This is a genomic window from Saccharothrix hoggarensis (genome assembly GCF_042678885.1).
Lineage (GTDB): Bacteria > Actinomycetota > Actinomycetes > Mycobacteriales > Pseudonocardiaceae > Actinosynnema > Actinosynnema hoggarensis.
Map to the genome: position 1 here is coordinate 1 of NZ_JBHTLK010000206.1, position 12,614 is coordinate 12,614.

Annotated in this window: 11 protein-coding genes and 2 pseudogenes; 8 read left to right on the forward strand and 5 right to left on the reverse strand. The window is 74.6% G+C overall.

Going from position 1 to position 12,614, the window contains the following annotated elements:
• Together ACFQ3T_RS28365 and ACFQ3T_RS28370 are read left to right on the forward strand one after the other, a co-directional pair.
• Positions 1-1,129, forward strand: a pseudogene (locus tag ACFQ3T_RS28365) (hypothetical protein); the annotation flags it as partial.
• A gap of 3 nt (positions 1,130-1,132) precedes the next feature.
• Complete coding sequence (locus ACFQ3T_RS28370) at positions 1,133-1,588, forward strand: hypothetical protein (protein WP_380727722.1); 456 nt, start codon at positions 1,133-1,135, stop codon at positions 1,586-1,588.
• A 58-nt stretch (positions 1,589-1,646) separates the two neighbouring features.
• Here the strand turns inward: ACFQ3T_RS28370 and ACFQ3T_RS28375 are convergent, their stop codons facing one another.
• Positions 1,647-2,462, reverse strand: coding sequence for a dienelactone hydrolase family protein (locus ACFQ3T_RS28375; RefSeq protein ID WP_380727724.1), 816 nt, complete (start codon positions 2,460-2,462; stop codon positions 1,647-1,649).
• Between the two features lie 134 nt (positions 2,463-2,596).
• On the opposite strand from ACFQ3T_RS28375, the gene glmS reads away from it, so the two are divergent.
• From glmS to tsaE, 5 genes are all read left to right on the forward strand, one after another.
• The gene (glmS, locus tag ACFQ3T_RS28380; RefSeq protein WP_380727726.1) at positions 2,597-4,459 is read left to right on the forward strand and encodes a glutamine--fructose-6-phosphate transaminase (isomerizing); all 1,863 of its coding nucleotides are present in this window, start codon (positions 2,597-2,599) and stop codon (positions 4,457-4,459) included.
• Positions 4,460-4,533: 74 nt separating this feature from the next.
• Entirely contained in the window at positions 4,534-5,928 is a 1,395-nt protein-coding gene (locus tag ACFQ3T_RS28385) for an NAD(P)H-hydrate dehydratase (RefSeq protein ID WP_380727728.1), read from the forward strand.
• Between the two features lie 50 nt (positions 5,929-5,978).
• Positions 5,979-7,169 carry an alanine racemase gene (gene alr / locus ACFQ3T_RS28390; RefSeq protein ID WP_380727730.1) on the forward strand — a complete coding sequence of 397 codons (1,191 nt, stop codon included), beginning with the start codon at positions 5,979-5,981 and terminating at the stop codon, positions 7,167-7,169.
• Complete coding sequence (locus ACFQ3T_RS28395; protein WP_380727732.1) at positions 7,166-8,269, forward strand: alpha/beta fold hydrolase; 1,104 nt, start codon at positions 7,166-7,168, stop codon at positions 8,267-8,269. Before alr ends, ACFQ3T_RS28395 begins: the two co-directional genes overlap by 4 nt.
• Positions 8,266-8,724, forward strand: a complete 459-nt coding sequence (gene tsaE, locus ACFQ3T_RS28400; RefSeq protein ID WP_380727734.1) for a tRNA (adenosine(37)-N6)-threonylcarbamoyltransferase complex ATPase subunit type 1 TsaE — start codon at positions 8,266-8,268, stop codon at positions 8,722-8,724. Before ACFQ3T_RS28395 ends, tsaE begins: the two co-directional genes overlap by 4 nt.
• 201 nt (positions 8,725-8,925) lie before the next feature.
• Here the strand turns inward: tsaE and ACFQ3T_RS28405 are convergent, their stop codons facing one another.
• From ACFQ3T_RS28405 to ACFQ3T_RS28420, 4 genes are read right to left on the reverse strand one after another with little or no spacing between them, the layout of a single operon-like run.
• Positions 8,926-10,140, reverse strand: a complete 1,215-nt coding sequence (locus ACFQ3T_RS28405) for a carboxyl transferase domain-containing protein (RefSeq protein WP_380727736.1) — start codon at positions 10,138-10,140, stop codon at positions 8,926-8,928.
• Positions 10,137-11,462, reverse strand: a complete 1,326-nt coding sequence (locus ACFQ3T_RS28410; RefSeq protein WP_380727738.1) for an acyl-CoA synthetase — start codon at positions 11,460-11,462, stop codon at positions 10,137-10,139. Before ACFQ3T_RS28410 ends, ACFQ3T_RS28405 begins: the two co-directional genes overlap by 4 nt.
• 34 nt (positions 11,463-11,496) lie before the next feature.
• The gene (locus ACFQ3T_RS28415; RefSeq protein WP_380727740.1) at positions 11,497-11,802 is read right to left on the reverse strand and encodes a thioredoxin family protein; all 306 of its coding nucleotides are present in this window, start codon (positions 11,800-11,802) and stop codon (positions 11,497-11,499) included.
• Positions 11,790-12,161 carry a MerR family transcriptional regulator gene (locus ACFQ3T_RS28420; RefSeq protein ID WP_380727742.1) on the reverse strand — a complete coding sequence of 124 codons (372 nt, stop codon included), beginning with the start codon at positions 12,159-12,161 and terminating at the stop codon, positions 11,790-11,792. Before ACFQ3T_RS28420 ends, ACFQ3T_RS28415 begins: the two co-directional genes overlap by 13 nt.
• 71 nt (positions 12,162-12,232) lie before the next feature.
• Between ACFQ3T_RS28420 and tsaB the strand changes: the two are divergent.
• Positions 12,233-12,562 (forward strand): annotated as a pseudogene (gene tsaB, locus ACFQ3T_RS28425) (tRNA (adenosine(37)-N6)-threonylcarbamoyltransferase complex dimerization subunit type 1 TsaB); the annotation flags it as partial.
• Positions 12,563-12,614 lie beyond the last annotated feature (52 nt).

The window sequence follows — 12,614 nt, forward strand, 5'->3', positions numbered from 1 at the left end:
CGGCGCCGTCGGTGGCCAGGGCGGCGCGGTCGGCGGCACCGGCACCGGCACCGGCAGTGGTGGCGGCGACGGTGCGATCCCGGTCGAGGCGGGCGCGGACGGCAAGGCGCTGATCGAGCTGGACGGCCTGGCGGTCACCGCCGAGGTCGACCCGCTGACGGGTGAGATCAACCTCACCGTGGACGACGGCGAGGGCGAGCCGCAGGAGTACGGCGTCGAGTTCGGCGAGGACGAGGCGGACCGCGGCGTGGCGGGCATCCCCGGCATGGACAACGCCGTGCCGCTGCCCGCGGACCTGCCGGGCGACGGGGCACCCGGTCGGGCGGAGCCGTTGATCGGCACCATGCCGGCCGACGCCCCCGGCTTCACGGAGCCGGGCTTCACCGAGCCGGTGACGACCATGCCCGCCGAGGGTGGGGTCGCGCCCGCCGGTGTCGGCGAGCCGGTCACGACGATGCCGGCCGGGGCGGACCCCGGTTTCACGCCGGGCTTCAGCGAGCCCGTCACGACGATGCCCGCCGCCGCGGACCCCGGTTTCACGCCGGGCTTCAGCGAGCCCGTCACGACCATGCCCGCCGCGGCCGACTCCGGCTTCGCGGGTGGCGCGTCCTCGGGACCGGGCTTCCAGGGTTCCGCGCCGCGCTTCGAGCCCGGCTTCGCCGCCGGGTTCGACCAGGGCCTCTCCCAGGGCTTCGGGCCCGTGAACACCGAGGGCACCACGTCCACGTCGGGGGCCTCGGTGCTCGGCGGCGGCCCGAGCGGCTTCGACGGCGCGGACTCGGTCCTCGGCGGCTCGTCGTCCGGTTCGGCGGAGAGCCCGTGGAGCAGCCCGTCCAGCGGCTCGGCGGACCACGGCCTGGCGGACACGAACGCGTCCCAGGCGGGCCAGCCCGGCTCGGCCACGCTGCCGTCCATGCAGGACGGTCACAGCGCGGGCCAGCCCGGCGGCATGGCGGGTGGCATGGCCGGCGGCATGATGGGCGGCGGCATGGCCGGCGGCGGTCAGCAGCAGGGCGGCGGGGACGACGAGCGCAGCCCGAGCCAGTGGCGGACCACCGGGTCGCTGTTCGACGACGACCTGAGCCTCAGCCGCGTCCAGAGCGTGCTCGGTGACGAGGGAGGTCGGTAGCGGGTGGGCGTCATCGTGGTCGACCCGAAGGTGCAGGCGGCGTTCGAGGAGCAGGCCGCCCGGTTCCGGCGGGCCAACGCCGAGGTCACCGGCGCGCTGCGGGACAGCCAGGCGCGCCTGGCGGCCGAGGCGAAGGAGCGGGACGAGCGCCTGGCGGCCGAGCGGGCCGCGCTGAAGGAGAAGGCGCAGCAGTTGGCCGCCGCGGGCAGTCAGCCGCCGCAGCGCAAGCCGCAGTGGGAACGCGGGCCGCAGTCGTCGGGGGAGTTGGCGCTGGGCCCGGAGGACGACGAGCCGGACACGGCGGCCGTCCCGGTCGCCCCGGCTCCGCCCTACGCGCCGCCGCAGCCGCCGCCGTCGTTCCCTCAGCCCCCGTCGCCGCCGCCGGCGGCCCACCGTCGTCGGGCCGCGCCGGTCAACGACGATGACGACGACCTCAGCGGGCAGAGCTGGCTCAGGTGAGCAGCGGGAAGGGCGCCACCGAGGTGGCGCCCTTCCCGCCGTCGCGGTCGCGGTGGGGTCAGCGGGCGACGAGCGCGCCGCGCCGGTAGCTCAGCAGCGCGCCCTTGACGTCGCCGTCCAGCAGCGCGTCCCACTTCTTCTCGCCCTTGAGGGTCCGCAGCAGGAACGCGGTGGTCAGGGCCCGGGCCAGCTTCTGCGCCGCCCGCTCGCCCTTGCCGTCGAGCAGCAGCTCGCTCCAGTGCCGCCCCTCGGCGAACCCGAGGTGGCTGGTCTTCGGCAACGACCGCAGCTGCACGGGCCCCTGCCACGCCTCCGCGATGGCCTCGGCGTGCCCCACGGGCGGCGCGATGCGGTCCTCGCCGCCGGCCAGGTGCAACCCCGGCACGGTGACCCGCCGCGCGGCGTCGAGGGCCGACGGCCGGGTCTCGGATGCGGCGAACGTCACCACGGCCCGCACGCGCGGGTCGTCGGCCGCCGCGAGCACGGCCTCGCCGCCGCCCATCGAGTGGCCCGCCACGGCGAGCCGCTCGGCGTCGACGCTGATCCCGCCGTCGCCCAGGCGCACGCCGGTGCAGATGTCGAGGGTCGTCCGGAGGTTCCCGGCGAGCAGCCGGGAGGACATCAGGGGGCCGCGCTGGGTGCCGGGCGCGGCGGCGACGAAGCCCCACGACGCCAGGTGCCGCAGCAGCGCCCGATAGCGGTTGACCGGCTGCAACCAGCCGTGCCCGAACGCGACGGCGGGCAGCCCGAGGCCGCTCGCGGGCGTGTAGACCAGGCCCGGTAGGCCGACCAACGCCAGGTCGCCGCGCAGCACCTGGTGGTCGCCGGGCCTGCTGAGCTGGTCGAGCACCTGCTTCGCCGAGTAGCCGCTCACCGCGTGAACGGTAGTCGATCGCGTCGCCGCCGCGCATGTCCCGATTGGTCTACACCAATTGTGGGTGTGACCTGGGCAAACGCGGAAGAGTGGCCCTTTCGGGTTACGGCCCTGGTCTAGTTACTCTGTGCGGCGTGTGCGGAATCGTGGGATACGTGGGACACCGCTCGGCGCTCGACGTCGTCCTCGACGGGCTGCGGCGGCTGGAGTACCGGGGCTACGACTCGGCGGGCGTCGCCGTGCTCGACGGCGACGGCGGCCTGGCCGTCGAGCGCAAGGCCGGTCGGCTGACGAACCTGGAGGCCCGCCTCGACGAGGTCGGCCGGGAGGGCTTCGCGGGCACCGCCGGCATGGGGCACACCCGCTGGGCGACCCACGGCGCGCCGATCGACCGCAACTCCCACCCGCACCGCGACGTGACGGGCCGCGTCGCCGTCGTGCACAACGGGATCATCGAGAACTTCGCCGCCCTCCGCGCCGAGCTCGAAGCGGCCGGCACCGAGATGGCCAGCGACACCGACACCGAGACCACGGCGCACCTCATCGCCCGCGCGTACGACGAGGGTGACACCAAGGGCGACCTCGCGGCGAGCGTGCGCGCGGTGGTCCGCCGCCTCGAAGGCGCGTTCACCCTCGTCGTGACGCACGCCGAGCAGCCGGACCTGGTCGTCGCCGCACGCCGGTCGTCGCCGCTGGTCGTGGGCGTCGGCGAGGGCGAGACGTTCGTCGCGAGCGACGTGTCCGCGTTCATCGAGCACACGCGCGAGGCCGTCGAGCTGGGCCAGGACCAGGTTGTGGTGATCGACCGCGCCGGCTACACCGTCACCGACTTCGACGGCGAGCCCGCGCAGGCCAAGCCGTTCACGGTCAACTGGGACCTGTCGGCCGCCGAGAAGGGCGGCCACGAGTACTTCATGCTCAAGGAGATCGAGGAGCAGCCGGAGGCGCTGGCGAACACGCTGCGCGGCCACTTCCGCGACGGCCGGATCGTGCTGGACGAGCAGCGCCTGTCCGACCAGGACCTCCGTGACGTGGACAAGGTGTTCGTCGTCGCCTGCGGCTCGGCCTACCACTCCGGCCTGGTCGCCAAGTACGCGATCGAGCACTGGACGCGGCTGCCCGTCGAGGTCGAGCTGGCCAGCGAGTTCCGCTACCGCGACCCGGTGCTGGACCGCGACACGCTGGTCGTCGCCGTGTCGCAGTCCGGCGAGACCGCCGACACGCTGGAGGCCGTCCGGCACGCCCGGTCGCAGAAGGCGCGCGTGCTCGCGGTGTGCAACACGAACGGCGCGCAGATCCCGCGCGAGTCCGACGCCGTGCTCTACACGCACGCCGGGCCGGAGATCGGGGTGGCGTCCACGAAGGCGTTCCTCGCCCAGATCGCCGCGAACTACCTCGTCGGCCTGGCGCTCGCGCAGGCGCGCGGCACCAAGTACCCGGACGAGGTCGCGCAGGAGTTCCACCAGCTGGAGGCGATGGCGGACGCCGTGCAGAAGGTGCTCGGCACGGTCGAGCAGGTGCGCGCGCTGGGCCGCGAGCTGGCCGACTCGAAGGCCGTGCTGTTCCTCGGCCGGCACGTCGGCTACCCGGTGGCGCTGGAAGGCGCGCTGAAGCTGAAGGAACTCGCGTACATGCACGCCGAGGGCTTCGCGGCGGGCGAGCTGAAGCACGGCCCGATCGCGTTGATCGAAGAGGGCCTGCCGGTCGTCGTGGTCATGCCGTCGCCCAAGGGCCGCGCGGTGCTGCACTCCAAGCTCGTCTCGAACATCTCGGAGATCCAGGCGCGCGGCGCCCGCACGATCGTGATCGCCGAAGAGGGCGACGAGACGGTTCGCCCGTTCGCGGATCACCTGATCGAGATCCCGGCGGTGTCGACGTTGCTGCAGCCGCTGATCTCCACCGTGCCGTTGCAGGTGCTGGCGGCGGAGATCGCGCGCAGCCGCGGCTACGACGTGGACAAGCCCCGCAACCTCGCCAAGTCGGTCACCGTCGAGTAGGGCGCCGGAGAGCAGGACACCGGAGAGCAGCACGCCGTCGAGTAGGGCGCCGCGGAGTAGGGCAGGCTTGGCCCATGCGGGGTCTGTGGACGGCGGAACGGGTCAGGGCGGCGGAGGAACGCGTCATGGCGGTCGTGCCGCCGGGCGCGCTGATGCGGCGGGCGGCGTTCGGCGTGGCGGTCGTCGCGGCGGAGCTGCTCGCCGGCCGGCGGCGGGTCGGCTTGCTCGTCGGCGCGGGCAACAACGGCGGCGACGCGTTGTGGGCCGGCTACTACCTCCGCAAGCGCGGTGTGGCCGTGTCCGCCGTCCTGCTGTCCCCTGATCGTGCGCACGCCGAGGGCTTGGCCGCGTTCCGCCGCGTCGGCGGTCGGGTGGTGTCGAAACTGGCCGACGTCGACCTGGTGATCGACGGGATCGTGGGCCTCTCGGCGCGCGGACCGCTGCGCCCGGACGCCGCCGAGCACGTCGCGAACCTCGACGCCCCCGTGCTCGCGGTGGACCTGCCCAGCGGCGTCGACCCCGACACCGGCGCGATCACCGGGCCGGCCGTGCGCGCGCACACCACCGTCACGTTCGGCTGCCTGAAGCCCGTGCACGCCCTGGCCGACTGCGGCGACGTGCGGCTGGTCGACCTCGGGCTGGACGACGAGCTGGGCGGCCCCGACCTGATCGAGCTCGACGTCGACGATGTCGGCCTGTTCTGGCCGGTGCCGGGCCCGGAGGACGACAAGTACACCCAGGGCGTCACCGGGATCGCCGCCGGTTCGGCCACCTACCCCGGCGCGGCCGTGCTGGCGACCGGCGCCGCGCTGCTGGCCACGTCCGGCATGGTCCGGTACGCGGGCGCGGCGGCCGAGGACGTGCGGGCCCGGTGGCCCGAGGCCATCTGCACCGGGTCGATCACGGACGCCGGCCGCGTGCAGGCGTGGGTCGTCGGTCCCGGCCTCGGCACCGGGCTGGGCGCGGAAGCGGTCCTGCGCGCCGTCCTGGAGGCCGGCGTGCCGGTCTGCGCGGACGCCGACGCGATCACCATGCTCGCCAACAACCCGGACCTGTGGGACGCGCGCGACCCCGACACCCCGCTCGTGCTGACGCCGCACGACCGCGAGTACGAGCGGCTGGTCGGGCCCGTCGGCCACGACCGGGTGGCCGCCGCCCGCCGGGCCGCCGAGAAGTTCAACGCCGTCGTGCTGCTGAAGGGGCACGCCACCGTCGTCGCCGGGCCCGACGGCCGCGTCCTCGTCAACCGCGCCCGCTCGTCGTGGGCCGCGACCGCCGGATCGGGTGACGTCCTGTCCGGCGTGCTGGGCTCGCTGCTCGCCGCCCGGCTGGACCCGGTGCTCGCCGCGGGGTGCGCCGCGAAGCTGCACGTCCTCGCCGCCGACCTGGCCGCCGACGGCGCGCCGATCCCCGCCGGGGCCCTCCTGCGCGCCCTCCCCGACGCCATCCGCGCCGTCCGCCCGCTCTGACCCGGCACCGCGAACCCGCGTGGGGGCGCTGTGTCACCATGAGCGGTGTTATGGCTGCTCCCCGCGCTGAGGTCGTGATCGACCTCGACCACCTCCGGCACAACGTCGCGCACCTCGACGGCCTGGCCGCGTCCGCCGACACCATGGCGATCGTCAAGGCGGACGGGTACGGCCACGGCGCCGTGGAGATCGCGAGAGCGGCCGTCGAGGCCGGCGCCACGTGGCTCGGGTCGTGCTCGCTCGCCGAAGCCCTCGCGCTGCGCGCGGCCGGCCTCACCGTGCCGATCCTGGCCTGGCTCGACCCGCCCGGCACGGACTACGCGCCCGGCGTGGAGCAGGGCGTGGACCTCTCCGTCTCCTCGATCGCGCAGCTCGACGACGTCGCCGCCGCCGCCGCGAGGGCCGGCCGCACCGCCCGCGTCCACCTGAAGATCGACACCGGGTTGTCGCGCAACGGCTGCCCGGCCGCCGGCTGGGCCGAGCTGGTCGAGCGGGCCGCCCGCACCCGCACCGTCGAAGTTCACTCGATCTGGTCACACCTGGCGGTCGCCGACGAGATCGGCCACCCCGCCACCGACGCCCAGGCCGAGCGGTTCGACGACGCGTACCGCGAAGCCGTCGCCGCGGGCCTCGACCCGCGCCGGCACCTCGCCAACTCCGCCGCCCTCATCACCCGCCCCGACCTGCACTTCGACCTCGTCCGGCCGGGCATCGCGATCTACGGCCTCAACCCCGTGCCGGCGCCGGCCGACCTGCGCCCGGTGATGACGTTCCGGTCAACGGTCGCCCTGGCCAAGCGCGTCCCGGCCGGCGAGTCCGTGTCCTACGGCCTGAGCTGGACCGCGAAGGCCGACACGAACCTGGCCCTGGTGCCCGTCGGGTACGCCGACGGCGTGCCGCGCAGCCTCTCCAACCGGATGGACGTCTGGCTGCGCGGCCGGCGTCGCCCGATCGTCGGCCGGGTCTGCATGGACCAGGTCGTGGTCGACTGCGGCGACGACGCCGTGGCCGAGGGGGACGAGGTCGTGCTGTTCGGACCCGGCGACCGCGGCGAGCCGACCGCCCGCGAGTGGGCCGACACCACGGGCACCATCGACTACGAGATCGTGACCGGCATGTACCGGCCGCGCGTGGCCCGGACGTACACCGGCACGCGCGCGGCGGCGGGCGTCGGCTCCGGCGTCGGCGCCGGTCCGGCGGCGGAGGTCACCGCCCACGCGGCCACGGGGACACCCCGGTGAACACGGTGTGGAAGGCCGTCGGGTGGGCCGGCGGCATCCTCGGCGCGGCGGCTACCGGCGTCGCCGTCGGCGTGGCCGCGAACCAGAAGAAGGTCACCCACGACCGCCTGGCCGCCGACCCGCTCGCCGACGAACCACTGGGCCGCCTCACCCCGACCCGCGAGTCGACCGTCGCGGCGGACGACGGCGTGCCGCTCTCCGTCGAGGAGGTCGACCCGGAGGACGGCGGCAAGCCCGACGTCACCGTCGTCCTCGTGCACGGCTTCGCGCTGGACCGCCGCTGCTGGCACTTCCAGCGCCGCGATCTGGCCCCGCTGACCGGGCCGCGCGTCCGCCAGGTCCTCTACGACCAGCGCAGCCACGGCCGGTCCGGCCGGTCCACCGCCGAGGGCAGCACGATCGACCAGTGCGCCAGGGACCTCGACGCGGTCATCCGCTCGATCGCGCCCGACGGCCCGCTGGTGCTCGTCGGCCACTCCATGGGCGGCATGACGATCATGGCGTTGGCGGAGCAGCGGCCCGAGCTGTTCGCCGAGCGGGTGCGCGGCGTCGCGCTCGTCGGCACGGCGGCGGGCGCGGTCGGCGGCGCGGGCCTGCCGAAGTCGGTGCTGTCCCGCTACAACCCGGTGACGCTCGGCGTCGGCCGGATCGCGGGCCTGCAACCCGGTCTGGTGGAGTGGGTGCGGCGGCGGGCGACGACGCTGACGTGGAGCGGCATCCGGGCGTTCGCGTTCGGCGACCGCAAGGTGAGCCCGTCGCTGGTCGACCTGATGGAGCAGATGCTGAGCCGCGCCACGGTGCAGGTGCTCACCGAGTTCCTGGAGACCCTGGGCACCCACAACCGGTACAAGGCGCTGGCCGGTCTGCGGCACTGCGAGGTGCTGGTGATCAGCGGCGACGCGGACAAGCTGACGCCGTTCTCGCACGCCGAGCGGATGGCCGAGGAGATGCCGCACGGTGAACTGGTCCGCGTGTCCGGGGCGGGCCACATGCTGATGTTGGAACAACCCGACCTGGTCACCGGGCACCTGGTCGGTCTGGTTCGGCGCAGTGCCGCCGAACGGTCGGAAAGCGGGCAGCGGTGGTGGCGACGAGCGTGAGCGTGACGCTCCCCGAGGTGGGGGACACCGAGGAGTTCGGGCGCAAGCTGGGTGGTCTGGTGCGGGGCGGTGACCTGGTGCTGCTGTCCGGCCCGTTGGGCGCGGGCAAGACGGCGCTGGTGCGCGGACTCGCGGCCGGGATGGGCGTGGCGGGTCGGGTCAGCTCCCCGACGTTCGTGATCGCCCGCGTGCACGACCCCGCGCCGGGCGGACGCGGCGTGCCGCTGGTGCACGTCGACGCCTACCGGCTCGGCGGGCACCTGGACGAGCTGGACGACCTCGACCTGGACACCGACCTGGTGGACGCGGTGGTGGCCGTCGAGTGGGGCGAGGGCGCGGCGGAGCGGCTGTCCGAGGACCACCTGCTGATCAGGCTGGAACGGCGGGACGACGACGTGCGGATCGCCCACCTCCACCCGCACGGCGCGTGGGTGGGGCGGGAACTGCCGGCCTGAATTGCCGCTGCTTCGCAGGCGGCGGCTCGGTCGCCATGAAGTCGGTGGTGTTGGATTGCCGCTGCTTCGCAGGCGGCGGCTCGGTCGCCATGAAGTCGGTCGTTCACGCCTCATTTCCCGGCGATCGAAAAGCGTGATCGCCGGGAAATGAGGCGCGAACGACCGACGCGACCTTGCGGGGTGGTGGGGTGGTTGGGAGGGTCAGCGGTCCGTGATGCCTCGGACGACGCCCAGTTCCACCAAGTCCTGGGGGCGTAGGCGGAGGTCGTCGGCCAGTGCTTCCACGTCGTCGCGCTTCAGGATCGCCGCCGCGAGTTCCGGCGCGATCACCGAGAAGTACGCGTCCGGCGTGATCCACGTGTGCTCGGGCGACGACAGCGCCAGCGCCCCGCCCGACCCGCCCTCCCCGATGACGAGCGTGGTGATCGGCACGCGCGCCTCGGCGACGGTGGCGAACAGCTCGGCGATGGCCGCACCCACGCCGGCGCGCTCGGCCGCCGCGTCGTTGGCCGCGCCCGGCGTGTCGACCAGGGTCAGCACGGGCAGCGCGAACCGCTCGGCCAGCCGGATCAGGCGCGCGGCGGTGCGGAAGCCGGCCGGGGTGGTGGCGGTGCCGGTCTGCGCGGCGAACGCGATCGCCCGCCCCATCCGCAGCCCGATGCCGCACAGCATCCCGGGGTCGACGCCGCCGGCACGGTCGCCGCTGATCGGCACCCGCTCGTCGAAGTAGTCGTCCAGGTACGCGCGGGCGCGGGGACGTTCCGGGGCACGCGCCCGCAGCACCGCGCCCCACCCGCTGTCGGGCAGCTCCTGGGCGCCCAGGGCGCGCGGCACCTCGGCCGGCACGGCGTCACCGCGGGTCAGCACGTCGAGGATCGTCGCCACGGTCGAGTCGACGTCGTCCGGCGGCACGACCAGGTCCACCGTGCCGGCCGCGAACTGGCCCTCCGCCGTGTAGGCGGGGTCGTCGGACGGCCGCACCCTGCTGCCCGCGAACCCGACCTGCGCGCCCGACACCGCGACCACGACGTCCGCGCCGGCGCCCAGCGACGCCCACAGGCCACCGGTGGTCGGGTCGCACAGCACCGACACGTGCGGCAGCCCCGCGGCCCGGTGCACCGCGCACAGCCGCGCCACGCGCTGGAGCTGCCGCAACGACAGCATCCCCTCCTGCATCCGGCTGCCACCGGTCGCGATCATCGACACCACCGGCAGGTGGGCGGCCCGCGCCGCGGTGAACGCCTCCTCGATCACCGCGCCGGTCGCCGTGCCGACGGACCCGCCCAGGAACCGGAAGTCGAACGTGATCACCACGGCGTGCCGGCGCCGCCGCCACGACACGGACTCCGCGCCACCGGACCGCTCCCGCGCCCGCGCCAGCTGCGCCTCGTACCCCGGCCACCCGAGCGGGTTCACCGCAGCTCCCGCTTCAGCACCTTGCCCATGTCGTTGCGCGGCAACGACTCCACGAACCGCACCACCCTCGGCCGCTTGTGCGGCGACAGCAACCGGGCCACGTGCTCGCTCAACGCCTCCGCCGCCGGCGCGTCGCCGCGCGCGACGACCCACGCCACCACCCGCTCGCCCAGGTCGTCGTCCGGTTCGCCGGTCACCGCCACCTCGGCCACCGCCGGGTGCTCCAGCAGCGCGTTCTCGATCTCGCCCGCGCCGATCTTGTACCCGCCGCTCTTGATCAGGTCCGTGGCGCGCCGGCCGACGATCCGCAGGTACCCGTCCGGCTCGACCACGGCCAGGTCGCCGGTCCGGAACCAGCCGTCGCGGAACGCGTCACGGGTGGCGTCCGGCCGGTTCAGGTACTCCAGGAACAGGTTCGGCCCGCGCACCTCGACCTCGCCGGGCTCGTCGCCGACGACCCGCACCTCCACGCCGTCCAGCGGCAGGCCGACGGTGCCGGGCCGCCGGTCGCCGTCCGCGCGGACGCTCGTGTTCATCAACGTCTCGGTCATGCCGTACCGCTCGACCACCCGCCGGCCGGTCAGCCGCTCGATGCGCTCGTGGACGGTCGCGGGCAGCGCCGCCGAACCCGACACCAGCAGTCGGGCCTTCGCGAACGCGCCCGCGTGCTCCGGTTCGGCGGCGATCCGGTGGTACATCGTGGGAACGCCGAACAGCATCGTGCCGCCGGCCGCCAACGCCTCGGCGGCCTTCGCCACGCTGAACGACCCCAGGTGGTGCACGGTCCCGCCGCGCCGCAACGGCCCGAGCACCCCCACGCCGAGGCCGTGCACGTGGAACAGCGGCAGGCCGTGCACCACCACGTCGTCCGCGGTCCACGCCCACGCCTCCGCCAGCGCGTCGAGGTTCGTCGCGAGCGCCCGCCTCGGCAGCACCACGCCCTTCGGCGGGCCGGTGGTGCCGCTGGTGTAGACGATCAGCGCGGGCGCCTCGCCGTCCGGCTCCGGCAAGTCGACCGGTTCCCCGCGCGGCAGGTCGCCGTCCACGACGAGGTCCGGCGCGCTGTCGGCGAGGATGTGCGCCAGCTCCCGCTCGCCGACCTTCGGGTTCAGCGGCACGACCGGCACACCCGCGATCAGCGCGCCGACGACGGCCACGCACGTCTCGGGCGTCGGCCGGGCCCACACCGCGACCCGCCGCCTGCCCGCCAGCCCGTGCGCGACCGCCCGCGCCTCGCGCGCCAACTCCTCGTAGGTCAGCTCCCGCCCGGGGAACCTCAGGGCGACTCTCGGCGACGGCGAGGCCAACGCTGGCAGCAGCATCCCCTTACAGTGACCGGCCGCGGCGCCGTGCGCATCACAAGTGTGGTTCGAGCCACGCCAGCAGGTGGATCTTCGGCCGGGCGCCCACGGCCTGCGCGACCAGCACGCCGTCCCGGTACAGCTGGAGCGTGGGCGCGGACATGATCCGCTGGTCGCGCGCGGTGCGCGGGCTGGCGTCCGTGTCGACCTTCACCACGGTCAGGTCGTCCCGCTCGCGGTCGATCTCGGCCAGCACGGGCTCCAGCATCCGGCACGGCCCGCACCAGTCGGCGCGGAACTCCACCAGCACGTTCCCGCTGCTCACGGCCTCGGTGAACTCGTCGTCCGTCAACGTCCGCACGGTCTGCTCCTCTGCTCGGCTTCCCGGAGTTGCGCGCGCACCTGGTCGCGGACCGCGTGGAGGCGGGCGATGCACTCGTCCAGCTCGGCGACCTTGCGCCGGTACACCTCGACGGACGCCGCGCAGGCGTCCCCGGTGCTGTGGCCGTCGCGCAGGCACTCCACGAACGGGCGGGTGTCCTCCAGGGCGAACCCGATGCCGGCGAGCGAGCGGATCTCGTTCACCAACCGCAGGTCGTCCTCGTCGTACTCCCGCTGCCCGTTCGCGCCGCGCCGCGCCCGCAGCAGGCCGAGGGACTCGTAGTACCGCAGCGCACGGGTGGTGGTCCCACCCCGCCGCGCCAGTTCTCCGATGCGCACGGGCCGATCCTCCGCCTTGACGTCGACGTCAAGTCCAGTGTGGCTCACGCCACCCGATACCCTTGTCAGTTGTGCTGGTGCTCGCCCTGGACACCGCCACTCCCGCCGTCACGGCCGGAGTGGTGGAACTGACGCCCGATTCGCCGCCGCGCCTGCTCGCCCAGCGGGTGACGGTGAACTCGAAGGCGCACGGAGAGCTGCTCACCCCCCACCTGCTGGAGGCGTTGGCGGAGGCCGGGCACGCGCTGTCCGACCTCGACGCCATCGTGTGCGGCTCGGGCCCGGGGCCGTTCACCGGCCTGCGCGTCGGCCTGGTCACCGCCGCCGCCCTCGGGCAGGCGCTGAACCGGCCCGTGTACCCGGTGCCGACGCCGGACGCCATCGCGCTGGACGCGCTGGCCCTGGCGGCCGACGCGGCGACCGGGTCGCCGGCGGGCTAGCCGCTGTTCGTGG